This is a genomic window from Roseibium sp. AWQ4_254, assembly GCF_056161025.1.
The window spans coordinates 114,802-136,860 of sequence record NZ_JBSWYH010000002.1 but is presented as its reverse complement, the minus strand read 5'-3'; the positions used below and the strand labels follow the sequence as shown (position 1 = coordinate 136,860).

The following is a 22,059-nucleotide window of genomic DNA, read 5'->3' as shown; positions in this document are numbered from 1 at the left end:
TTTGCGCGTCAGAGGAGGGGCGCCTGAAGCGAAACCGTCTTTTCCAGCCAAGCCGGGACTGGAAGCCCCTTCGATTTCAGGAAAGCCGGATTGTAGAGCTTGGACTGGGAGCGGGTGCCGTGGTCGCACAGGATGGTGACAATGGTCTTGCCCGGCCCGATCTCCCTGGCAAGCTGCCGGGCCCCGGCAAGGTTGATCGCCGAAGAGCCTCCCAGCAGCAGGCCTTCCTTTTGTGCAAGGTCGAACACAAGCGGCAGGGCGTCTTCATCGGCAATTGTGTAGGCGTAGTCGGCCGTCACATCCTGGACAATCGGCGTGCTGCGGCCGAGGCCAATGCCCTCTGCAATGGAGCCGCCTTCGGAGGCGACGGCTTCCCCGGTGGTGAACAGCGACTGCATGGCGGCGCCGCGCGGGTCTGCACAGCCGATGATCACACCAGGCTTCTGCTCCCGCAGATAGGTTGAGACACCCGCGAGCGTTCCTCCGGAGCCAACGGCGCAGATGAATGCATCCACCTTGCCGCCGGTCTGGTGGAAGATTTCAGGCCCGGTCGTGACATAATGGGCCTTGCGGTTGTCCAGATTGTTCCACTGGTCCGCAAACAGAACCCCGCTTGGCTCGGTCTCCGCGAGGCTTTCCGCCAGACGCCGGGCCACATGCTGATAGTTGTTGGGGTCCTTGAATGGCTTGGCCGGAACTTCCAGAAGCTCTGCACCGCACAGGCGCAGCATGTCCTTTTTCTCCTGGGTCTGGGTTTCCGGAATGACGATGATCGTACGGTAGCCTCGGGCGCTTGCTACCAGGGCAAGGCCGATTCCGGTATTGCCGGCGGTGCCTTCAACGATCACCCCGCCCGGTTTCAGGTCGCCCCGTGCCTCGGCCTCGAGAATCATCTGCCGGGCCGGGCGGTCCTTGACCGATTGGCCCGGGTTCATGAACTCGGCCTTGCCCAAAATCTCGCATCCGGTTTCTTCGGAAAGGGCATTCAGGCGGATCAAGGGCGTGTTGCCGATGGCATCGACAACGGAAGCGGACACAGTCATTTTTCCATCCCGGCTGTTCCGGCTGGAGCCTTCACTCAGCCGGATTTTGTCATTTGGCTCCAAACGCTAAGGGGCATGAACATTCGGATCAAGGACGCAATTTAAGCGTTCGTACGGGGAAAGCCAGAGACCGTCTTCAATTTCAGTCGGATTTTCCGCCAATCCATTGAAAGTGAGCATGGAGTTGTTCTTGAAACCCTCTAGATGAAATTTCAAACATCAATATTTTGGTGTATGACATGATCCGGTGAACGTTGCATGGCGTACCGGCCATAGGACAACGTGGGTTTATAAGGTCGATGAGCGCGGTAATGGAAAAAAACGTGACGGGAATGGACGAGTTGCTGGCCGGTTATGCGGCCGGAACGCTCTCCTATCCTGCACAGGCGCTGGTCGGTGCTCATCTGGAATTGAGCGACCGGAACCGGGGCTATGTGTCGTCGCTTGAGAGCCTGGCAGGCATCGGGTTGAACGATGCTGCTCCGGTCGCGTTCCAAAACCGGGATGACGTGCTGGACGCAATCTTTTCCGGAACCGCTGTCGTTACCAACGACAACACGCCGACACCAGTCAACGAGGCTGATCTTCCCTTGTCCTTGCAGACCATTGTCGGCTCCTCTCTGGAGGGGCTTCCCTGGAAGACGCTTCTTCCGGGAGTGAAGGAATGTAAGTTCGGGGAACTGGACGGCTGCACCAGCAGCCTTCTGTGGGTGCGTGCCGGACGGGCCATGCCTTCTCACACCCACCACGGTACCGAACTGACCCTTGTACTCAAGGGAGGCTTTCAGGATGAAGACGGTCATTTTGTGGCCGGAGATGTCGCCTTCGCTGATGGCGACGTAGACCACAAACCGATTGCCGATGATGGCGAGGACTGCATCTGTTTTGCGGTGACCGCCGGCCGTCTTGAGTTGACCGGCCCCGTTGGCCGCTGGTTCGCGCCTTTTATGCGCTGACAACAAATCCGGTCTCGGGGCGCTTTGCGTAGACTGTAGCAAAGCCCTCAGGAGACGATTTTGCCCCCAAAAAAAGATGTTGCCCGCCCCGGCGATGGTCCGGCCTGGATTACAGGGGCAAGCTCCGGCATTGGCCGCGCACTGGCACTCAAACTGGCTGAAAACGGTTGGACCGTGGCCGCAACCGCCCGTTCCGAAGAGGCCTTGCAGGATCTGGCCGCGCAAAGTGATCCGCTGGCGGGCACAATTTGGGCCTATCCGGGAGATGTGCGGGAAACGGACACGATGGCGCGTCAGTGCCGGCAGATTGCTGAGGATCTGGGGCCCATTGCCCTGCTTGTTGCCAATGCAGGCGTTTATTTGCCCCAGGACGGCCTGAAAGCGGACCCTGAAGCGTTCCGGACAAGTTTTGATGTGAACCTCATGGGCACCGTGAACGTGCTGCTGCCGGCCATTGAGCAGATGAGGCAGGCGGGCAGGGGGCAGATTGGGGTCGTCTCTTCCGTCGCCGGGTATCGCGGACTGCCCACATCTGCAGCCTATGGCGCCTCGAAAGCCGGATTGATCAACATGGTGGAGTCGCTGAAATTCGATCTGGATCGGGCGGGCATCCGGATTCAACTAATCAATCCAGGGTTTGTGGATACGCCTGCGACCCGGTCCAACCCGTTCCCGATGCCCGACATTCTGTCGGCAGACGAAGCGGCCCGGGAGATCGTCAGGGGGCTGAGCCATCCAGCGCAGTTTGAGATTAGCTTTCCCAAGAGCTTCGTCAGGAAGCTCAAAGCCCTGAGCCTGTTGCCCTATTCGGCCTATTTTGCGCTTGTGGCCCGTTCGACCGGTTGGGAGCAGAAGACCAGGTCCGGCCGGGACCTTTAGCGCAAACCGTGTTTCATCGGATTTGGCTTTCATGGCCTGCCATCTGCGATATCACAGAAAAAGACAAACGGTCTGGTTCCAAGTGAAGGCGACATGCGCAAAGGACCAGTGGCTCAAAACCACTGGTCCCTGCCGCTTTCAAGGTGTTTCTGAAGGGGTCAGGACGCCTTCACATAGACCATCTGGCGCACATCGATGTTCCCGGCCCGGAACCCGGCCTCGCAATAGTGCAAATAAAATTCCCAAAGGCGTTTGAACCGGTCATCGAACCCAAGGGGGCTGATTTGCGGCCATGCGTCCCGGAAGCGTTGCCGCCATTCGGCGAGGGTCCGTGCATAGTCCTGACCGAAAATCTTCTGTTCGGTCAGATCAAGACCGAGTGATTTGCCGATATCCGCAAGGCGCCCCGGAGGCGGCAGCATGCCGCCTGGAAAGATATAGCGCTGGATGAAATCGGTGCCGCTGCGGTAGTCTTCGAACATCTTGTCCTGGATCGTGATGATCTGCAGCCCGGCTTTGCCGCCCGGTTTCAGGCAGCGGGACAACTGGCCAAAATAGGTCGCCCAGTATTTTTCGCCGACCGCCTCGAACATTTCGATGGAAGCGATCCTGTCGTAGACACCGCGCTCGTCCCGGTAGTCCTGAAACACAACATCGACCTTCTCGCTCAGCCCGGCCTTGAAGATGCGCTCTCTGGCATAGTCGAACTGTTCGCGCGAGATGGTCAGGGCCCGCACCTTCGCTCCGACGGTCTTGGCAACATGTTCGGCAAAGCCGCCCCAGCCGCAGCCGATCTCCAGCACCGAGTGGTCCGGTCCAATATCTGCCTGCCGCACCAGGGAGGCATATTTTTCTGCCTGAGCCTGTTCCAGATTGTTGGTCCCGTTGCTGTAGATGGCTGAGGAATAGGTCATGGAGGGGTCAAGCCATTCCTTGTAAAAAGCGTTTCCAAGGTCGTAATGGGCGGAAATGTTGCGCTTGGACCCCCGGCGTGTGTTGGAATTCAGCCAGTGGCGCAAGGACAGAAGCAGCCGTGTCAGCGGACGGCCCTGAATGGCCTCAAGGGTGGATTCCTGATTGATGCAGAACACTTCCAGGAACGTGGTCACGTCAGGAGATGACCAGTAGCCGGCCATGAAGGCTTCACCGACACCGACATCGCCGGCCTTCACGACCATGGCAAAAAAACGCCAGTCGTGAATGTTGAGGACACCGCAGGGGCCGGGCTCCCGGCCGTGAATTTCGAAGGCCCGGCCGTCCGGAAAAGAAATCTCCAGAGTGCCGTAGCGGATCTGGAGTGCCAGGCTTGCCGCCATGCGGGCAAGCCGCGGCGTGCCTCTCAGCTCCCTATTCATGTTATCGCGGGTGAGAACGACAGGTTCACTCATCATATAAACCCCTGAAACTTAACGATCGGTCGAAATGGGCAAAGGCCGGTCACGCAACCGGCCGCTGGGTGGGGTTTCGGCCGGACGCGGATGAAAGGGTACACGCTTCAGCCAGATTTTAAAGGCTTCCCAATGGATCGCCGTGATCACCTTCATGGAGAGGAAGGGCACGCGCAGGCAGGCTCTTAGTAAGCTGGCTGTGGTCAACGGGGCGCCGGTTCCCGAAAAGGTGGCCGATAGAAGCGGGCCGTCCTGATCCGTTTCCAGAATGCGCACCCGGACCTCTTGGCCAGGGGGGAGCATGCGGAAATGATAGCGCTGCTCCATGCTGATGAAGGGGGAGACATAGAAGGCCTTTGCCTGGGTCTGGCGCACCCCGGCCGCGCTGTGCTGGCCGGGCAGAATGGGCAGGGCATAGGTGTGAAGTCCGCCAAACGTGTTGCGCACTTCATAGACGATCGCCGTCAACTGATCCTGCGCATCGAACGTGTAATAGACGCTTAAGGGGTTGAAGCCGTAGCCGAGCAACCTCGGATAGGCAAGCAGCAGGATCCGGGCGGGCCTGGCAACAGCCTTGTCCTCCAGCAGCGCCTCCACATGGCCGCGCAGACTGGTGCCGTCGCATGGACCGTGGTCCTTGAGGTGAAAGGACAGAAGGTTGAAGCGGTTGAGCGAAAACAACGGGCTCGTAGCCGCAGCCGCCTGCAGTTGATCCAGGTCCAGAAGCAGGGAAAATACCGAATAGCTGAACCGGTGTTCCTTCGGTTTCATGCGGTGGTGCATGACCTTGCCGGAAAAGAGCGTCGCGGGCCGCCCGGGCGGTGGTCCGTTTTCCGCTCTGGTACTGGCCGTCCTTCGCCTCATTCGGCAGCATCCAGAAAGGAGGTGGTCTCAGCGGACGTTTCCCAGGGCAGGCGGGCCCCCAGGCGTTTGGCAACGGCCAGGCCGGACGAAAGGCCATCTTCGTGGAAGCCATGTCCGGTCCAGGCACCGCAATACCAGGTGTTGTTTACGCCCTGGATGGTTTCGAGCCGGGTCTTTGCGGCGAGCGCCGCGGCATCGAATTGCGGGTGGTCATAGACGAATTTGGCAAATGTCTTTCCGGGCCGAGGGGCTTCAAAGGGGTTAAGCGTGACAAAGACAGGTTTGCTGCGGTCGAAATTCTGCAGCCGGTTCATCCAATAGCTGACAGTCACGTCGCGCGTTTCGCCAGCGTCCCGGTCGGACATGTAGTTCCAGGACGCCCAGGCAATTTTGCGCTTTGGCATCAGAGCGTGATCCCGGTGCAGGAAGACTTCGTTGGGACGGTAGCGGATCGCTGCCAGGATCGCGCGTTCGTCTGCAGACGGATCGCCAAGCATCTTCAGGCTCTGATCCGTATGGCTCGCCATAATGACCTGATCGAAACGGTCGATTGCGCCGCTCTCGTCGCGGATTTCGACATGCCCGTCCTTGCGCAGAACCTCTACCACAGCCTTGCCAAGCCGCATTTTGTCCTTGAACGGCGCGATCAGCTGGGTGACATAGGACCGGCTGCCCCTTGATACGGTGCGCCATGGCGTGCGGTCAAAGGACAGAAGCTGGTGATTTTCGAAGAAAGCCACAAAGCTCTCTGCCGGATAGGCGCGCATCTCGTTGATCGGGGTAGACCAGATGGCTGCCCCCATGGCCAGCAGATAATCATTGATAAAGCCCTGGGAATACTGGTTCTTATCCAGATAACCACCAAGGGTCTCGCCGGTCAGCCGTCCGGAATGGAGGTCGGCGACGGAGTGTTTGTTGAAGCGGAAAATATCGCGCAGCATTTTCAAAAAGCGCGGCGACAGCAGATTTGATTTCTGCGCAAAGACAGATCTCAAGGAGTCGCCGCTCCATTCCAGCCTTCCATTGTCTGCGGACAGGGAAAAGCTCATGTCGCTGACTTCGGTGGCGACGTCAAGATGGCCTAACAGCGCAGTGAAGTTGGGGTAGTTGCGTTCATTATAGACAATAAAACCGGTGTCGACGCTGATTGGCGTGCCGTCATAATCGATGTCGGCGGTCGCACTGTGTCCACCTGGACGATCCCGTTTTTCGTAAAGTACCACATCATGGTCTTGGCTAAGCGCCCAAGCTGCACTGTTTCCGGAAATACCGGAGCCGATGACGGCAATCCGCATGATCAATCCTTTTGTCAGTCTGGTCGGGCTGCGGACACTGCAGCCAGAGGAAACGTCTTGGTATCTGAAGCAGATACGGCTTCAAAAACAGAGCGGATCACGCAGGGCGATGAATTTTATCAATAATTTTAACGCGTCTGGAGAGAGTTGGCTGAAGCAGACCTAGGGCTGGCCGGTGTCGGAACGCCAGGGACAGCCTTGATGAACCTGTCACGCGGTCGTGTGGTTTCTATTAGGCGCCCTGTTGTGGAAAGAGAGCGTTTCAAAGTCAGGATCAAAAAGCAGACAGGTAAAAATGAGCTGGCTAAAAATAACCCGGTCGCGTGGAAACGCGCGCCCGGGTTCAAGCGGATAGACACTTTGAAGAGATCGGCCCCAGTCAGGCTTGCAGCGTATCCACAAGCCAGTTCCAGGCCACGGCGACCTGGCTGCGGGCGGCATCGAAAAAGGCGACAATGCTGTTCCAGACGGCTTGACCAAAATCGGCCACATGAAGCATGGTGCCCCGTTTGGCAGGTTCGTTTTCGGTTTCGATCAACTCAACGGTGGTTGCCTCGCTGCCGTCATTGACCACCCGCCGGGTCACCATGAGAGCGCCTTCTGTGATCAGCCGGGATTCATCTTTCCCCGCAACAACGGTTTCCTGGTCGATCGACCGGACCACAACGGCTCGGCCATCGGGCAAAAGATGGGTCTCGTTGGTATTGACTTCAGAATCGTAGATCACTTCGCCGTAGCTGTCGATAAGCTCAACCCAAACAGCGTTGCGTCCGTTGAGCTCGATCTCGCCGACCCAGATCGTTAATTCGCTTTCCAGCGGATCCGGCTGATCCACGGTGGCCGAAGCGACGGTCACGGCGAGGCTGTCCTCAGGCAACGTAATGGTTTCCTGAGGCAGCTTGTCGGCGGCTGCGCCCGTGGTCAGGGCGAGGATGAGGCCAAGTGCGAAAAGTCCTGCTCTGCTATTCCGTTGCATGTACGCCTCCCAAGGCTAATACAACTTTGTCATTCAACCGCGTTTGGGGCACTTTTTGAAAACGGCTCTTTGAGCTCTTTTTCCAAATGATTTTATGCAGTTACGCTTTTTGTGCCCCAAGGGCGCGGTCACGATTTCGCCATTGTCGCACCACATTCTGGGTTTTGGGTGTAATCAACATCACATTTTTGGGTGATATCAGTTACTTTTTATTAATAAATGTGGCGAGGTGCCGTTGATTCAAGATCAATCACCGCGACGTGACTGAAAATGTGGTGTCAAAAGTACCTAAATAATGGCCAGTTCCGAAAATTGGAAAGCTTTCCTTTAAAACAAGGTCAACTCTACGCCTTTTTTAACTCTCAAACAATCTAAATGGAATCTTAACGTAAATCGCAGGGTCGGGCGCGAAAGGCTCTGCCGCAATCCCTTCCAGCAAGCGCGCTATTCAGATGACCTGGGCAAAGACAATCAGCCTGTCATGTCTTGCGCATTCAGGATGGCACGTAAGGCGCAAAGTGCATCTGCGGAGAGCGTCTTGCGGCCTTCTGAGGACACAAACCCAAGACGCCGGGCGGCGGCACTATCAGGCTCTGGCTCGGCTGGGCCAGCGCAGGAAGCGTGAAGCTCATCGACGCCAGTTGCCTGAAGGATTTTTTGCGCAGTCTTCGAGGTGATGCCGGACCCGGCCATGATGGCGAGGCGCCCCTGCGCCAAGCGCACTGTCTCTGCAAGCGCTTCCAGGCCGTTTTGCGCCTTTAGGGCCTGGCCTGATGTCAAGATCCGCTCGAATCCGAGGCGGACGGCGTCTTCGACACCAGTTTGAAGATCCGGCAAGGTGTCAAACGCCCGGTGCAAGGTTGCGGGCAGGCGGGTGCCGGACAGGATCTTTGACAAAAACCCGTGGTCAAGCCGCCCTGAGGGATCAACGGCGCCGGTCACGATCCCGTCCAGTCCGGCTGCTTCGGCTGTGGCAACATCCCGGATCATCACCGACTTGTCCGCGTCAGAATAAACAAATCCACCGGACCTTGGCCGGATCATCGCATAGACCGGGACGGGCAGCAGGGCAGCCTCTTGCATGAGGCCGGCGCTCGGGGTCAGTCCGCCCTCTGAAAGCGCTGAGCACAGCTCAATGCGGTCGGCGCCCAGAGCCGCTGCGATCTCGGCGCTTTCAAGGGTGTCAACACAGATTTCCAGCGGCACCGGCATCAGGATGAGGTCCCGTCAAAGCGCTGCCGTGCAAAAAGTCCGGCCCCCTGAAGGCCGCCGTTTTCAGCAAACCGCCCTTTGACAACAAGCGGCCGGTCGTAGCTGGCAAGCACCAGATCCCGGGTCTTGCGGTCGATCAGGTCTATTAGCTTGCCGTCATTGGACAGTCCCCCGCTGACCGGAATGATATCCGGGCCGAGCGTGTTGACCAGAATTGACAGGGCCCGGGACAATAGGGTCGTGTATGTGTCCACCGTCCGGGTGGCGGCGGCATCGCATTCATGCCAGGCGGCGGTGATGGCGCGGCTGGAACAGGACTGGCCGCACAAGTCCCCGTGAAGGCGTTCCATGCCCCTGGCTGAGCAGGTGGCATCAACGCAGCCGGTGAGACCGCAGCCACAGGCATAGGCGGTCAGGCCGGCGAAACGACCTCCGGCGGCCGGGTCAATGACGGGGCCGTGGCCCCATTCCCCGGCAATCCCCCCGTATCCGGTCACCAAGTGGCCGTTGACCACGAGCCCGCCGCCGACACCGGAGCCCAGAATAATGCCAAAGACGACTGGTTTGCCGTAGCCGGTCCCGTCAACCGCTTCGGCCAGCGCAAAGGCGTTGGCGTCATTGATGATGGCGACGGGCCGCTTGAGCGCCGTGCGCAGATCCTGCTCAACGGTCCGCTTGTGCAGACACGGAATGTTGGCAACATCGGCTATTCCGGTGCGTGTATCATAGGCACCTGCTAGGGAAATGGCGATGGGGGACGCACCCAGGCCCGCCGCCTCCTCAAGAGCCGTTGCAAAATCGGGCCAACTGTCGCGCGGTGTTGCCCGGCGGCCCTCTTCGCGCACCAGCCCATCCGGATGAAGTGTCCCGTGGCGGATGAAGGACCCGCCAATATCGAAACAGGTGATCATAGCCTGCCTATTTCAACGGAGCCCGGCGGCAAGCCGGACACATTTAGAGTAAGTCGTGTTGGATCGGATTTGTCTTTCGCTGCCTGAAATCAAAGATTTCAACGCAAAAGACAACGCAGTTTGAAATCGGAAGAACGCGACACGATTTAATACCAATATGCAACCAATGAAGCGAAGAGTAAACCCATCCTCCAGTCTGCTTTGGTGGGGCTCGGGGGAGGGGATTGGCCCGCACTGCGCAGGGGGCTTTTAAAGAAAGGGCCTGAGATTGCCGTTATTCAAGATCAGCGCCTGTTCTGCGGCCTCCACATCCAGGCCTTCGCGCAGGATGAGAACGGCGATTTTCACGCGCCCGCCTGCGGCTTCCAGTGCGTTTACGGCAGCTTCCGGCGGGCATCCGGTCAGATCCTGCAGGATTCGGCGGGCCCGCTGGCGGAGCTTTTCATTGTCGGCAACCAGATTAACCATATGCCCGCGCACCGCGTGGCCGAGCCGCAAGGCGACCAGGGTTGAAAGCATGTTAAGCGCCGCCTTTTGCGCGCTGGCAGCCCCAAGCCGGGTGGACCCGGCTATGATTTCCGGTGGCGTTTTCAACAGGATCGGGTGGTCGGCCAGGGTGAGCAGCGGCGTGCCGGGATTGTTGGCAATGCCGATGGTGAGGGTTCCGGCGGAGTGCGCGGCCTGAAATGTTCCGAGCGTATAAGGAGTGGAGCCACTGGCGGAGACGCCGATCAGAATGTCGCCGGACCCGAGGCCGGACCTTTCAAAATCCTCTATACCTGCCTGCTGATTGTCCTCGTGGGTCCCTTGCAGGTGCAGAAGGTTTGCGGCCCCACCGGCAAAAAGGATCGACATTTTCTCGGGTGGAAACCCGAAGGTGCCGGGCAGTTCCAGGCAATCGGCAAGGGCAGTCAGTCCGGCGCTGCCCGCGCCCGCATAGCCGATTCCGCCCTGGGTTTGGGCGACCTGCTGCAAGGCACCGGCTGCTGCCGTGATCTGGGGGATGGCGTCTGCTGCCGCCTTCAAGGCGTCAAATTGCCGGTCCAGCAGAATGGCCAGCACCTCTTCATCGCTTTTGCGGGACAGGCCAATCGATTGCGGATCGCGATCTTCGGTCGTCGGAAGGGGCATGGTCCGGTTACTTAAACGCTCGAAGGCCGTGCCGGACACCGGCAGAGCTATAGTGGAGTGGTCATCTGAAAAGGCCGGTCCCGCCCGGAGCGTGGACAGGGTAGATCCCTTTTATCACTTGATTTTCGGTTTCGATAGAGTTTAAATTGGTATTTGAAAGGTATTATTTTAGCCAGGGCGCTGCCAACTGTGACTGACTTCATTTCCATGTTGGAACAGCGTGATTGGCTGACGGGCGCCAGCGGGCCGCGATATCTGCTGCTTCGGCGGCGCATTCTGCAAGCCATTGATGACGGGGTTCTGAAAGAGAACGAGCCCTTGCCGTCTGAGCGGGACATTGCCGCTCTGACGGAGCTGTCCCGCGTCACCGTGCGCAAGGCGGTGGCTGGGCTGGTGGAGGACCAGGTTGTCGTGCAAAAGCGCGGCAGCGGGTCGTTTGTGGCACCCAAGGTGCAAAAGGTGGAGCAGCGCCTCAGCAGCTTGACGTCTTTCACCGAGGATATGGCCCGGCGGGGACTGGAAGCCAGCAGCGAATGGCTGCAACGGGGGGTGTTTAACGCGTCGCCGGAAGAAATGTTCACGTTGGGCTTGTCCTCCGGAGAGCGGGTTGCGCGCGTCGACCGGCTGCGTAAGGCCGATGGCACCGCGATGGCGATCGAACGGGCGTCCCTGTCGGAAAAGGTGCTGCCACGGCCCGAAGAGGTGACCAGTTCCCTTTATGACGTGTTGAAGCACAAGGGCATGCAACCGGTACGCGCCATTCAGCGCATTTCCGCCCGCAATCTTGAGCCGGTGGATGCCGAGATCTTGGGCGTTCCGGCCGGGTCTGCCGGGCTCAAGATTGAGCGGGTTTCCTACCATGCGTCCGGGCATGTGGTGGAATTCACCCGGTCTGTCTATCGCGGTGATGCCTATGACTTCATCGCCGAACTTCAGATATCGGACGACTGACACTATGGCAGATGCCTTGACTGACACCCAGATGACCCATATGCGCCGGGAGGTTCTGGAAATCCCAGAGGCTGCGCGGCGGCTTCTCGCAGAGGGCCGCCCGCAGATCAAAGACATTGCGGCGCGTGCTGGCGCACCGGTCTTTTTGGCAAGCGTTGCCCGGGGCTCCTCCGATCATGCAGCCTCTTTTCTGAAATATGCCTCTGAAACCTATCTCGGTCTTGCCATGGCATCGCTCGGGCCTTCGGTCTCATCCGTTTATGGCAGCGCGGTGCGTCTTGATCAGGCTCTGGTGATCGGCGTGTCCCAATCCGGCGCAAGCCCCGACATCCTCTCCGTTGTGGAGAGTGCAAACCGCCAGGGAGCGATGACGGTGGGGCTGACCAACACGCCCGAAAGCCCGCTGGCGGGGCTGGCCCGTGCGGCCATCGACATCCGGGCCGGGCAGGAGCTCAGTGTTGCCGCGACCAAGACTTTTGTGAATTCAATCTTGGCGGGGCTGTTGCTTCTTGGCGAGTTGGGGCGCAATCAGGCGCTGCTATCGGCGCTGGAGGCGTTGCCCGGACATCTGGAAAGAGCGGCGGACAAGGACTGGAGTGCGGTTGCGGCTCCGGTGGCCGAGCGGGGCTCCCTTTATGTGATCGGCCGGGGTCCCGGATTTGCCATCGCCCATGAAGCGGCGCTCAAATTCAAGGAAACCTGCCAGATCCACGCGGAGGCTTATTCGTCGGCCGAAGTGATGCATGGGCCTGTTTCCATTGTCGAAAACGGCTACCCGGTTCTGGCGCTCGGGGTGCGTGATGCGGCCGAAGACGGGCTGGCGGAGGCCGCTGACCGCATGGCCCGGCAAGGCGGGCAGGTCTTTGCCTCGACGGACAAGGTTCAGGCCGCAACGCGCCTTGCCTATGAAGCGGCCGGGCATCCGCTCACCGATGCGCTGGTTCAGATCGTGTCGTTTTACAGCTTCATTGAATGGTTCGCCCGTCAGCGCGGTTTCGATCCCGACGTTCCAAGGCATCTCAACAAGGTCACGCAGACAGTATGACGGATCTTATTGCCCATGGCTGCGCCCTTGTGTTTGACGGCCGCACGCTCCACCGGGATGCGGCGCTGCTGACGCGGGACGGGGTGGTTGAAGGCATTTGTCCGCACAAGAAGGTCCCGGCGGGCTATCAGATCGATGCCCATGGGGATGGCATTCTGTCGCCCGGATTTGTCGATCTTCAGGTCAATGGCGGTGGTGGCCTGATGCTGGGCGAGGCGGCCAGCGTTGCGGATATTGCCCGCATTTGTGCCGCCCATCTGGCTCTGGGCACAACGGCGCTCACGCCCACCTTGATCACCGATACACCTGAAGTGACCCGCAAGATCGTGGCTCTGGCCGTTGCGGCCTGGGAGCAGGGCGTGCCGGGATTTCACGGGCTGCATCTGGAGGGACCGCATCTTTTTGCGGGCAGGAAGGGCGCCCATGATGCCAGCCTGATCCGGCCGCTCACCCAGGCGGATATGGCGCTGTATCTGGAGGCGGCGGCGAAGCTGCCCAGCCTGATGATCACGCTGGCCCCGGAAACGGTCCCGGTGGAGCAGATCGCGCAGCTGTCAGCGGCCGGCATTCATGTCAGCCTAGGCCACAGCAATGCGAGCTTTGAAGCGGGAGGTAAGGCCGTTGAGGCTGGCGCGCGCTGCGTCACCCATCTCTTCAACGCCATGAGCCCTTTGCAGCACCGCGATCCGGGACTGGTGGGGGCCGCACTGGAGCTTGGTGCCCTGAATGCCGGTCTGATCGCAGATGGGGTGCATGTGGATCCGGTGGCCCTGAAAATTGCGCTGAGGGCTAAAACCGGACCGGGGCAGATTTTTCTGGTGACCGATGCCATGTCGCAAACAGGCACGGATGTGGAATGTTTTGAACTGGGCGGCCGGGAGATTTTCCGTAAAGATGGCCGCCTCACGCTGGAAGACGGCACGCTCGCAGGGGCCGATATCGATTTGCCCGCCTCGATCCGGTTTCTCACCGGGGCGGTCGGAATCGATTTGGAAGCGGCCCTGAAAATGGCAACCAGCATCCCGGCGGATGTGATCGGGCGGCCTCTTGGCCGGCTGGTGAAGGGCCGGGCCGCCGATGCCGTTCATCTCGGCCCGGATCTGAGTGTCAAAACCGTCTGGCTCCACGGCGCGCCGCAGAGCCTTTCTGCCTGACACCCAGCTCTGTTTCAGCCCCGGATGGGCGGCTCGACCACAGACAGCCCGCCAGCGACAATCTCGCTGGGGGTGAGGGTGATCTCCGGATTGTGGGCCTTGACCCAGTCGGCGGCAACCGCATTGCTGTCTTCGGCCATGGCGGCGGTTGAAAAGACGCTGATGGTGGTCAGTGCCGCTTCGTGGTCCTCTTCCACCGCATAATAGGCGACAAAGCCGGGCAGGGCTTTCAGTTTCGGCACAAAATCGATCTTCACATCGCGCACGAACCGGGCAAGATCCGGCACATTCTTGTAACGCCTGACACTGACATACATGAGGATCTCCTCAGCGTTTTTCGTAATGGAAAAAGCCCCGTCCGGTCTTGCGGCCGAGATAGCCCGCATCCACCATCTGTTTCAAAAGCGGGCTCGGGCGGTATTTCGGATCGTCAAACCCGTCATAAAGGGTTTCCATGATGTCGAGAACCACGTCGAGGCCGATCAGATCGCCAAGGGACAGCGGACCCATGGGGTGGTTGGCGCCAAGCGTCATCATGCCATCCACATCTTCCGGTGACGCCAGGCCTTCGTAGACGCAGTTGATGCCCTCGTTGATCATGGGAACCAGCACCCGGTTGACCACAAAACCATAGCTGTCCTTGGACACCCGGGGCGCCTTGCCGATGGTCTTGGTGAGAGCGGTGATCCGTTCACAGGTCTCGTCGCTGGTCTGAAGGGCGCGGATGATCTCCACCAGCTTCATCACCGGAACCGGGTTGAAGAAATGCATGCCGATGACCCGTTCGGGATGTTTGGAGGCCGCCGCGAGCCGGGTCAGGGAGATGGAGGAGGTGTTGGAGGCAATGATCGTCTCCGGCCCGCAAATTTCGTCGAGCTGGGAAATTACCTTGGATTTGATGCCGATATTCTCCACAATTGCCTCGACCACCAGCTGACAGCTCGAAAGGGCAGTCACATCAGTCGTTGTGGTCACGCGTGCCAGAGAGTTTGCGGCCTCGTCCGCCGAGATTTTCTCTTTCGCCTGCAGCCGGGACAGGCTGTGGCCGATGGTGCCCTTGCCGTGCTCCAGCGACGCCTCGGAAATATCCTGCATGATCACTTGGAGCCCGGCCATCGCAAAGGTCTGCGCAATGCCATTGCCCATCGTTCCAGCGCCAATCACGCCAACTTTCTGAATGTCCATGTGTCACCATTGCCGGTTCGGGAAAGGAGGAAGGCCGGAGGGAGGGGCTCAGATGATACCTCCCGCCTGATGGCGCCTTCATGACACCCAAACACTGGCCGCGCAATTGCTTGGGGCGGGATGCCTGAAAATAAATCGGCGTCAGGCCGTAAGGGCAGGGCACATGTGTGGCGCCGTCATCGGCGTAGCACATAAGGTTCGCGCCGGGCCGGCCGCAGCCCCGTTCAGGATGACTGAATTTTTAAGAGAGACAAAAGTGGTGATGGCTCCCCAGGCCGGACTCGAACCAGCGACCCAGCGATTAACAGTCGCTTGCTCTACCAACTGAGCTACTGGGGATCACCACGCTCGGGGCCGCTGCGTCGCTGCCCCGTCGATGGAGATGCGTATAACAAAGGCATGATCCGTTTGCCAAGCCCTCGATCGCGTTTTTTTCATCCCGCTGTCATTTTTTTATCCAGCATGTGGAAAACCGTAAGGATTCCAGAAAGGTAGAAAGGGACGGTCCTGGTGAAAACCCGGGCGGATTTAGCCTCAAGACCGGCTGGAGCTGCTCCCCTTGCGCGGAGCCCCGGCCAGGCGATGCGGGAGCCATAGCTCAATTGGGCAAGGGGCGCTGCCTGGTTATCTGCTTGTCACATACCGGGAATGCAGGTACGAAAGGTTGAAACGGTTCCGGATCGGGCTTGCTGATCCGGATGAAACGGGAATCCGGTGCATCGCCTCTGGCGCCATTCCGGAGCTGCCCCCGCAACTGTAAACGGTGAACGAGCGCACAAGAACCACTGGCCGGAGAGGGCCGGGAAGGGGTGCGGGAGGCCAGACACCGTGAGCCAGGAGACCGGCCGTTGATCCAGCAACCCAGAACGCTGTCGGGTGGACGGCCGGGAGACAGATGTGAGTGCAGCTACCGGACCAAGGTCCACGCTTGTTTTTGGCGGTGCCCGCTCCGGGAAAAGCCGCTTTGCCGAACAGCTTGCGGTCACCTCCGGCCTTGAAAAAATCTATGTGGCCACCGGCGCGGCCTTTGACGCCGAAATGGCGGACCGTATTGCCGCTCACCGGCAACAGCGCGGCGCGGGCTGGCACACGATTGAAGAACAGACCGACCTCAAACGTGTGCTTGAAGACACCTGCCAACCGGGCCGGGTGGTGCTGGTCGATTGCCTGACCCTCTGGCTCTCCAACCTGACCTTTGCGGACAAGGATGCCGCTGCCGAGACGGACGCGCTGTGCAGGACGGTTGAGGGACTGCCGGGCCCGGTCGTCTTTGTTTCCAATGAAGTCGGCCAGGGCATCGTGCCGGACAATCAACTGTCCAGAGCGTTCCGGGATGCGCAAGGACGGCTCAATCAGGACATGGCCAGGGTCTGTGCCCAGGTCGTGCTGGTGGCGGCCGGACTGCCCCTTTTGCTGAAACCCGCCAACCAACCGGACATTACCCTATGACACAGAGCAATATGACACAGACCCTTCAAACACCGGGGCAGAAGATCCCGGCGACAATTGTGACGGGCTTTCTGGGGGCGGGCAAAACCACCTTGATCCGCAATCTCCTGCAAAATGCCAACGGCAAGAAAATCGCGCTGATTGTCAATGAGTTCGGGGATATGGGCTTTGACGGGTCGCTTGTGAATGGCTGCGCTGATCCGGACTGCGCGGCGGAAGAGGTGGTCGAGCTGACCAATGGTTGCATTTGCTGCACGGTGGCCGATGACTTCCTGCCGACCATGGAAATGCTGCTCGGCCGGGATACTCCGCCGGAGCATATTGTCATTGAAACGTCCGGGCTGGCGCTGCCACAGCCGCTTGTGCGCGCCTTTTCCTGGCCAAGTGTCAAAACAAGAGTGACGGTCGACGGCGTCGTGACGGTGCTGGACGCCGCTGCGCTGGCCGAGGGCCGGATTGCGCTGGATGAAGCCGCGCTTGAGGCGCAGCGCGCGGCGGATGAGGCGCTGGACCATGACAGCCCGGTGGAAGAACTGTTTCACGACCAGCTGCGCTGCGCCGATCTGGTGGTTCTGAACAAGGCGGATCTTGTTGCGGACGCGGCGCTGAAAGCGGTTGAAAGCCGGATTGGGGCAGATATCCGCCCGGCGGTTCAGGTGATTGCCTCGGAAAAGGGCACCTTGCCGATCGAGGTCCTGCTCGGGCGTCAGTCCGCTGCCGAAGACGATATGGGCGCCCGCCATGAGCATCACCATCATCACCATGACGATGCGCCGTCCCATGGCGGGGATGATCATCACCATGATCACCAACATGACCATCACCACCATGATGATTTTGAAAGCCATGTGTTCGACTGCCCGGAATTTGACAGTCTCGCCTCTCTTGAAGCCAGGGTGCTGGAGGCCATGGCCTTGAAAGGTGTCTTCAGGATCAAGGGTGCGGTCCGGATCCATGGCAAGGCAGCGCCCGCTATGGTGCAGGCGGTGGGCCCCCGGGTGGAGACCTGGTTTGCAGCGGGGGCGGAAAGCGCAGGCCGTCTGGTGGTCATCGGCCTGAAAGGCTTTGACCTTGACGCCGTGCGCGGCCTTTTGGGCCGCGTCCGCGAAGCCGCTTGAGCGGCGCTCTTAAAAGCCTTGCCACATGGCCCCGTTTTGGGGCGCTCTGCTTGAAGCGGGCGCCCCGGTTGACCCTGAAGAAAGCTCCACCCGCCCATGCATATTCTTGCCAGCCAGACACGCCGGATCGATGACGGCGGCGATGCTGTCGATCTGGGGCAGGCGCCGGCCGATATTCTGTTCCTGTCGGCTGCAGATACGGAACTTGGCGGCCTTGCCGCGGCCCATGCGGGACTTGGAAGAGACCGCGCCAGTTTGCGCCTGGCCAATCTGATGGCGTTGACCCACCCCTATTCGGCAGATCTTTATGCCGAACAGACGGTGCGCGGCTCCAAACTGGTGATTTTGAGGCTTCTGGGCGGCATTGAATACTGGCGCTACGGACTGGAACGGTTTGAGGAAGAAGCCCGGGCCGCCGCGCTGGATCTCATTGTCCTGCCGGGGGACGACAAGTGGGATGCGGATCTGGCGGCCCGCTCCACCCGGCCTGTGGAAGAGGCCCGCCGGATCTGGCGCTATTGTGTGGAAGGGGGCGCTGCCAACTACGCCAATGCGCTGGCCTATGCGGCCCACCTTATCGGGGCTGGGGAGGAGCCGCCCCAGCCCGTGCCGCTGCCCCGGGCCGGTCTCTATCTCAAAGGCCAGTCTGCTCCGGATCTGGCTGCTATCAAGGCGCTCTGGCGTGATCCGGGGAGCCAGGTGGCGGCCATCACCTTCTACCGGGCGCTGGTGCAAGGTGCGCAGACCGCGCCGGTTGATGCGCTTGTCACAGCGCTCGAGGCGGAAGGCCTCAATGTGTTGCCGGTTTTTGTCTCCAGCTTGAAGGATGCGGAAGCCGTTGCCGTGCTGGAGCACCTGTTTGATCAGGCCGCCCCCGATGTGGTGCTGAACGCGACCGCCTTTGCCGTTTCCAAGGCGGGCCTTGCCCACACGCCGACGCCGCTGGACCGGACCGGCAAGCCTGTGCTGCAGTTGGTGTTCTCCTCCTCATCAAAAGAGGGCTGGCAGGACAGCGATCAGGGCTTGTCGATCCGCGATCTTGCCATGCATGTGGTCCTGCCGGAGGTCGATGGCAGGCTTCTGACCCGCGCCGTCTCGTTCAAGGAAGAAGGCATATTCGACCCCGAAACCCAGTCGGTCCCGGTCCGTTTCACGCCGGTGCCGGACAGGATACGGTTCGTGGCTGCGCTGGCCGCCAACTGGGCCCGGCTCGGCAAGACGCCTGCGGGCGCCAAAAAAACCGCTTTGATCCTGGCCAATTATCCGAATAGGGATGGACGGCTGGCCAACGGGGTGGGGCTGGATACGCCCGCCTCCTGCACAGGTCTTTTGAAGGCCATGAAGGCGGCAGGCTACGAGGTTGGAGACGCACCGGAAACAGCCACAGATCTGATGGCCGTGCTGACGTCCGGCGTGACCAATGCGCTTGATGGACGCTCTGACCGAAAGGCGCATGAGGCGTTGCCGCTGGCGGACTATCACCGGGCGTTCGCCAAACTGACCGATCCGGTCAGGTCCGCCGTTGTTGCGCGCTGGGGCGCGCCGGACGACGATCCTCATGTGGTGGAGGGCGCGTTCCGTCTGGCATTGCACCGGTTTGGCAACCAGATTGTCGGCATTCAGCCCGCACGGGGCTACAATATTGATCCGAAAGAGACCTATCACGATCCGGATCTGGTGCCACCGCACCACTATTTCGCATTTTACATCTGGCTGCGGGAGGTCTTTGGCGCCGATGCCGTGGTTCATCTTGGCAAACACGGCAATCTGGAATGGCTGCCCGGCAAGGCGCTGGCGTTGTCGGAAAACTGTTTTCCCGAAACCGTGCTGGGTCCGGTGCCGAATATCTATCCCTTTATCGTCAATGATCCGGGCGAGGGGGCACAGGCCAAGCGCAGGACCTCGGCCGTTATTGTCGACCATCTGACACCGCCCTTAACGCGGGCGGAAAGCTATGGGGTTGGAGAAGAGCTGGAAACCTTGCTGGATGAATATTACCTCGCCGCCGGGGTTGATCCGCGCCGTTTGAAGGCCCTGACACGGGACATTCTGGACGTGGCCACGCGCCACGGGCTCGACAAGGATATCGGTCTGGACGAGCACCAGGATCAGGAGACCCGCCTTGCCCGGCTCGATGCCCACTTATGCGATCTGAAAGAGCTGCAGATCCGGGATGGCCTGCATATTCTGGGAGAAAGCCCGGATGGGGAGCAGCTGACGGACCTGCTATGTGCTCTGGTCCGGGTGCCAAGAGGTGAAGCTGCGGATGAGGAAAGCCTGCAACGAGCCATCGCACACGATCTTCTGCTGGGCGATTTTGACCCGCTCGACTGTGACTTTTCTCAAACCTGGACAGGTAAAAAACCGAGTGATCTTGCGGATCTTTCAGACGCGCCGTGGCGCTCTGCGGGGGATACGGTTGAGCGGATCGAGCTGCTGAGCCGCGATCTTGTCGCAGGCGATCAAAAGCCGCGCGAGGCCTGGGCACGCACGAAAGCGGTGCTGGAGAGCATCGAGACCCGCCTGCGCCCGGCCGTGACTGGCTCCGGGCAGGCGGAACGCGCTGCCGTTCTGACGGCTCTGGGGGGCGGGTTTGTCGCGCCGGGCCCTTCTGGCGCGCCCTCCCGGGGGCGGCCGGATGTTCTGCCAACGGGCAAGAATTTCTATTCGGTTGATGTGCGCGCCGTGCCAACTGAAACCGCCTGGCGCCTTGGCTGGCAATCGGCCGGGCTGGTCGCGGAACGGTATTTTCAAGAAGAAGGCGAATGGCCCAAATCGCTGGTGCTGACCTGCTGGGGCACAGCGAATATGCGCACGGGCGGCGATGACATTGCCCAGGCTTTGGCGTTGATCGGCGCCAGGCCCGTCTGGGAGAGGGGATCAGGCCGGGTGACCGGTTTTGAGCTTCTGAAACTGTCTGAGCTGGGGCGGCCCCGGATCGACGTGACCCTGAGAGTGTCCGGCTTTTTCCGCGACGCCTTTCCCCATCAGATGGATCTATTTGACAGCGCGGTGCGTGCTGTGGGCGTGCTTGAGGAACCAGAAGAGGCCAATCCTGTGGCCGCCCGCATGAACAACGAGGCGGGGCGGCTGCGGGCTGGTGGTCTCAGTGCTGAAGAGGCGGCTCACCGGGCCGGGTTCCGGGTGTTCGGCTCCAAGCCCGGTGCCTATGGCGCCGGGCTGCAGGCCCTGATTGACGAAGGGATCTGGGACGAGCGCGGCGACTTCGCCGATGCGTTCCTCAGCTGGGGCGGGTATGCCTATGGCGGCGGGACGGCGGGCCAGGGCGCGCGCGCTGAACTGGAAACCCGGCTCCGCTCCGTCGATGCGGTTCTGCACAACCAGGACAACCGCGAGCATGACCTTCTCGACAGTGACGACTATTACCAGTTCGAGGGAGGGCTTGCGGCAACGGTCGAACAGCTCAAAGGCTCGGCACCGAAGGTCTTTCACAATGACCATTCCCGGCCCGAGCGTCCGGTCGTCCGGTCCCTGTCTGAGGAAATCGGCCGGGTTGTGCGCGGCCGGGCGGCCAATCCGAAATGGATCGCAGGGGTCATGCGCCATGGTTACAAGGGCGCGTTTGAAATGGTGGCAACGCTGGATTACCTGTTTGCTTTTGCAGCGACCACCCGGGCGGTGCAGAACCATCATTTCGATCAGCTCTTTGACGCTTATATCGCGGACAACACAGTCCGCCGGTTTCTGGAAGAGGCCAATCCGTCCGGTTATGGCGAGATGCTGGCGCGGTTTTTGGAAGCGCTTGAGCGAAGCCTCTGGACGCCAAGGCGCAATTCGACCCATTCTGTGCTGACTGATTTGAAATCCAGGCTGGAAGGACCTGCCACCCCGTGACTGCTGAAAGTGACAAGCCAGACCTTAGTGAAGAGGACCTCAACGCCCGCCATGCGGAAAAGATGCGCAAGAAAAAGGCAGCGCGCGACAAGATCATGGCGACCAAGACCATCGAAAAGGGGCTTTTGATCGTTCACACCGGCAAGGGCAAGGGCAAGTCGACCGCCGGTTTCGGCATGGTGTTCCGCTCCCTCGGCCATGGACACAAGGTCGGCGTGGTGCAGTTCGTCAAGGGCCGGATCGAAACCGGGGAGCGCATGGCTCTGGACCGGTTTTCCGACCTCGTGACCATCAAGCGCATGGGTGAGGGCTTTACCTGGGAAACCCAGGACCGGCAGCGGGACATTGAGGCGGCAAACCAGGCGTGGGACGCGGCGAAGGAGATGATCCTGTCCGGCGAGTACCGTCTGGTTCTATGCGACGAACTCAACATCGTGCTGCGTTACGATTATCTGGACATCGCCGATGTGGTCAATTTTCTGAAGACCCAAAAACCGGATGATGTGCATGTGGTCATCACAGGCCGCAACGCCAAGGACGAGCTGATTGACATTGCCGACCTTGTCACCGACATGACCCAGGTCAAACATCCGTTCCGCTCCGGGGTGAAACCCCAGGAAGGGATCGAGTTTTAAGGGGGGCCGTGA

General features: G+C 60.2%; 19 protein-coding genes, 1 tRNA gene and 1 riboswitch. Of the genes, 9 read left to right on the top strand and 11 right to left on the bottom strand.

Annotated features, from left to right (window positions below; translation table 11 throughout):
• Nucleotides 1-8: 8 nt before the first annotated feature.
• Nucleotides 9-1,043, bottom strand: coding sequence for a cysteine synthase A (locus tag ACXAIC_RS02400; RefSeq protein WP_475173216.1), 1,035 nt, complete (start codon nucleotides 1,041-1,043; stop codon nucleotides 9-11).
• A 311-nt stretch (nucleotides 1,044-1,354) separates the two neighbouring features.
• Between ACXAIC_RS02400 and ACXAIC_RS02395 the strand changes: the two genes are divergently transcribed.
• Both ACXAIC_RS02395 and ACXAIC_RS02390 read left to right on the top strand, forming a co-directional pair.
• A complete protein-coding gene (locus ACXAIC_RS02395) occupies nucleotides 1,355-1,999 on the top strand; it encodes a ChrR family anti-sigma-E factor (protein WP_475173214.1) in 645 nt (214 codons plus the stop codon).
• Between the two features lie 60 nt (nucleotides 2,000-2,059).
• On the top strand, nucleotides 2,060-2,878 hold the full coding sequence (locus ACXAIC_RS02390; RefSeq protein ID WP_475173213.1) for an SDR family NAD(P)-dependent oxidoreductase: 819 nt from the start codon (nucleotides 2,060-2,062) through the stop codon (nucleotides 2,876-2,878).
• Nucleotides 2,879-3,036: 158 nt separating this feature from the next.
• Here ACXAIC_RS02390 and ACXAIC_RS02385 read toward each other — a convergent pair whose 3' ends face one another.
• From ACXAIC_RS02385 to ACXAIC_RS02355, 7 genes are all read right to left on the bottom strand, one after another.
• Complete coding sequence (locus tag ACXAIC_RS02385; protein ID WP_475173211.1) at nucleotides 3,037-4,266, bottom strand: class I SAM-dependent methyltransferase; 1,230 nt, start codon at nucleotides 4,264-4,266, stop codon at nucleotides 3,037-3,039.
• Between the two features lie 18 nt (nucleotides 4,267-4,284).
• Nucleotides 4,285-5,130 carry a DUF1365 domain-containing protein gene (locus ACXAIC_RS02380; protein ID WP_475173209.1) on the bottom strand — a complete coding sequence of 282 codons (846 nt, stop codon included), beginning with the start codon at nucleotides 5,128-5,130 and terminating at the stop codon, nucleotides 4,285-4,287.
• Nucleotides 5,127-6,425 carry an NAD(P)/FAD-dependent oxidoreductase gene (locus ACXAIC_RS02375; protein ID WP_475173208.1) on the bottom strand — a complete coding sequence of 433 codons (1,299 nt, stop codon included), beginning with the start codon at nucleotides 6,423-6,425 and terminating at the stop codon, nucleotides 5,127-5,129. Before ACXAIC_RS02375 ends, ACXAIC_RS02380 begins: the two co-directional genes overlap by 4 nt.
• A gap of 379 nt (nucleotides 6,426-6,804) precedes the next feature.
• Nucleotides 6,805-7,401: a hypothetical protein gene (locus ACXAIC_RS02370; RefSeq protein ID WP_475173207.1), complete on the bottom strand. Its 597-nt coding sequence runs from the start codon at nucleotides 7,399-7,401 to the stop codon at nucleotides 6,805-6,807.
• A gap of 471 nt (nucleotides 7,402-7,872) precedes the next feature.
• On the bottom strand, nucleotides 7,873-8,616 hold the full coding sequence (locus ACXAIC_RS02365) for a copper homeostasis protein CutC (RefSeq protein WP_475173422.1): 744 nt from the start codon (nucleotides 8,614-8,616) through the stop codon (nucleotides 7,873-7,875).
• Nucleotides 8,613-9,524, bottom strand: coding sequence for an ROK family protein (locus ACXAIC_RS02360; RefSeq protein ID WP_475173204.1), 912 nt, complete (start codon nucleotides 9,522-9,524; stop codon nucleotides 8,613-8,615). The genes ACXAIC_RS02365 and ACXAIC_RS02360 overlap by 4 nt, the downstream gene beginning before the upstream one ends.
• 249 nt (nucleotides 9,525-9,773) lie before the next feature.
• On the bottom strand, nucleotides 9,774-10,655 hold the full coding sequence (locus ACXAIC_RS02355; protein WP_475173203.1) for an N-acetylmuramic acid 6-phosphate etherase: 882 nt from the start codon (nucleotides 10,653-10,655) through the stop codon (nucleotides 9,774-9,776).
• A gap of 189 nt (nucleotides 10,656-10,844) precedes the next feature.
• Here ACXAIC_RS02355 and ACXAIC_RS02350 point away from each other — a divergent pair, with 189 nt between their 5' ends.
• From ACXAIC_RS02350 to nagA, 3 genes are read left to right on the top strand one after another with little or no spacing between them, the layout of a single operon-like run.
• The gene (locus ACXAIC_RS02350; RefSeq protein WP_475173202.1) at nucleotides 10,845-11,606 is read left to right on the top strand and encodes a GntR family transcriptional regulator; all 762 of its coding nucleotides are present in this window, start codon (nucleotides 10,845-10,847) and stop codon (nucleotides 11,604-11,606) included.
• A gap of 4 nt (nucleotides 11,607-11,610) precedes the next feature.
• Nucleotides 11,611-12,651 (top strand): SIS domain-containing protein, encoded by a 1,041-nt coding sequence (locus tag ACXAIC_RS02345; RefSeq protein ID WP_475173200.1) that lies wholly within the window; start codon nucleotides 11,611-11,613, stop codon nucleotides 12,649-12,651.
• Nucleotides 12,648-13,805 carry an N-acetylglucosamine-6-phosphate deacetylase gene (gene nagA, locus ACXAIC_RS02340; protein WP_475173198.1) on the top strand — a complete coding sequence of 386 codons (1,158 nt, stop codon included), beginning with the start codon at nucleotides 12,648-12,650 and terminating at the stop codon, nucleotides 13,803-13,805. Before ACXAIC_RS02345 ends, nagA begins: the two co-directional genes overlap by 4 nt.
• Before the next feature lie 14 nt (nucleotides 13,806-13,819).
• Here nagA and ACXAIC_RS02335 read toward each other — a convergent pair whose 3' ends face one another.
• The 3 genes from ACXAIC_RS02335 to ACXAIC_RS02325 form a co-directional block, all read right to left on the bottom strand.
• Nucleotides 13,820-14,122 (bottom strand): hypothetical protein, encoded by a 303-nt coding sequence (locus ACXAIC_RS02335; protein ID WP_475173197.1) that lies wholly within the window; start codon nucleotides 14,120-14,122, stop codon nucleotides 13,820-13,822.
• 10 nt (nucleotides 14,123-14,132) lie between these two features.
• Complete coding sequence (locus ACXAIC_RS02330; RefSeq protein WP_475173195.1) at nucleotides 14,133-14,990, bottom strand: 3-hydroxybutyryl-CoA dehydrogenase; 858 nt, start codon at nucleotides 14,988-14,990, stop codon at nucleotides 14,133-14,135.
• Between the two features lie 263 nt (nucleotides 14,991-15,253).
• Nucleotides 15,254-15,329: transfer RNA gene (locus tag ACXAIC_RS02325), tRNA-Asn, on the bottom strand.
• Nucleotides 15,330-15,643: 314 nt separating this feature from the next.
• Nucleotides 15,644-15,854, top strand: a riboswitch (cobalamin riboswitch).
• Between the two features lie 33 nt (nucleotides 15,855-15,887).
• Here ACXAIC_RS02325 and cobU point away from each other — a divergent pair.
• The 4 genes from cobU to cobO all read left to right on the top strand — a co-directional run bounded on the left by cobU (nucleotide 15,888) and on the right by cobO (nucleotide 22,047).
• Nucleotides 15,888-16,439: a bifunctional adenosylcobinamide kinase/adenosylcobinamide-phosphate guanylyltransferase gene (gene cobU, locus ACXAIC_RS02320; protein ID WP_475173192.1), complete on the top strand. Its 552-nt coding sequence runs from the start codon at nucleotides 15,888-15,890 to the stop codon at nucleotides 16,437-16,439.
• Complete coding sequence (gene cobW / locus ACXAIC_RS02315) at nucleotides 16,436-17,557, top strand: cobalamin biosynthesis protein CobW (RefSeq protein ID WP_475173190.1); 1,122 nt, start codon at nucleotides 16,436-16,438, stop codon at nucleotides 17,555-17,557. Before cobU ends, cobW begins: the two co-directional genes overlap by 4 nt.
• Before the next feature lie 96 nt (nucleotides 17,558-17,653).
• On the top strand, nucleotides 17,654-21,412 hold the full coding sequence (gene cobN, locus ACXAIC_RS02310) for a cobaltochelatase subunit CobN (protein WP_475173189.1): 3,759 nt from the start codon (nucleotides 17,654-17,656) through the stop codon (nucleotides 21,410-21,412).
• Nucleotides 21,409-22,047: a cob(I)yrinic acid a,c-diamide adenosyltransferase gene (cobO, locus tag ACXAIC_RS02305; RefSeq protein ID WP_475173186.1), complete on the top strand. Its 639-nt coding sequence runs from the start codon at nucleotides 21,409-21,411 to the stop codon at nucleotides 22,045-22,047. The genes cobN and cobO overlap by 4 nt, the downstream gene beginning before the upstream one ends.
• Nucleotides 22,048-22,059: the final 12 nt, after the last annotated feature.

What these genes read in the sequence shown, in the direction of transcription:
- ACXAIC_RS02330 (WP_475173195.1), bottom strand. Translation starts at nt 14,990, where the DNA reads ATGGACATTCAGAAAGTTGGCGTGATTGGCGCTGGAACGATGGGCAAT.
- ACXAIC_RS02335 (WP_475173197.1), bottom strand. Translation starts at nt 14,122, where the DNA reads ATGTATGTCAGTGTCAGGCGTTACAAGAATGTGCCGGATCTTGCCCGG.
- cobN (WP_475173189.1), top strand. Translation starts at nt 17,654, where the DNA reads ATGCATATTCTTGCCAGCCAGACACGCCGGATCGATGACGGCGGCGAT.
- ACXAIC_RS02385 (WP_475173211.1), bottom strand. Translation starts at nt 4,266, where the DNA reads ATGAGTGAACCTGTCGTTCTCACCCGCGATAACATGAATAGGGAGCTG.
- ACXAIC_RS02370 (WP_475173207.1), bottom strand. Translation starts at nt 7,401, where the DNA reads ATGCAACGGAATAGCAGAGCAGGACTTTTCGCACTTGGCCTCATCCTC.
- ACXAIC_RS02360 (WP_475173204.1), bottom strand. Translation starts at nt 9,524, where the DNA reads ATGATCACCTGTTTCGATATTGGCGGGTCCTTCATCCGCCACGGGACA.
- ACXAIC_RS02375 (WP_475173208.1), bottom strand. Translation starts at nt 6,425, where the DNA reads ATGCGGATTGCCGTCATCGGCTCCGGTATTTCCGGAAACAGTGCAGCT.
- ACXAIC_RS02355 (WP_475173203.1), bottom strand. Translation starts at nt 10,655, where the DNA reads ATGCCCCTTCCGACGACCGAAGATCGCGATCCGCAATCGATTGGCCTG.
- ACXAIC_RS02395 (WP_475173214.1), top strand. Translation starts at nt 1,355, where the DNA reads ATGGAAAAAAACGTGACGGGAATGGACGAGTTGCTGGCCGGTTATGCG.
- ACXAIC_RS02400 (WP_475173216.1), bottom strand. Translation starts at nt 1,043, where the DNA reads ATGACTGTGTCCGCTTCCGTTGTCGATGCCATCGGCAACACGCCCTTG.
- ACXAIC_RS02380 (WP_475173209.1), bottom strand. Translation starts at nt 5,130, where the DNA reads ATGAGGCGAAGGACGGCCAGTACCAGAGCGGAAAACGGACCACCGCCC.
- nagA (WP_475173198.1), top strand. Translation starts at nt 12,648, where the DNA reads ATGACGGATCTTATTGCCCATGGCTGCGCCCTTGTGTTTGACGGCCGC.
- ACXAIC_RS02345 (WP_475173200.1), top strand. Translation starts at nt 11,611, where the DNA reads ATGGCAGATGCCTTGACTGACACCCAGATGACCCATATGCGCCGGGAG.
- cobW (WP_475173190.1), top strand. Translation starts at nt 16,436, where the DNA reads ATGACACAGAGCAATATGACACAGACCCTTCAAACACCGGGGCAGAAG.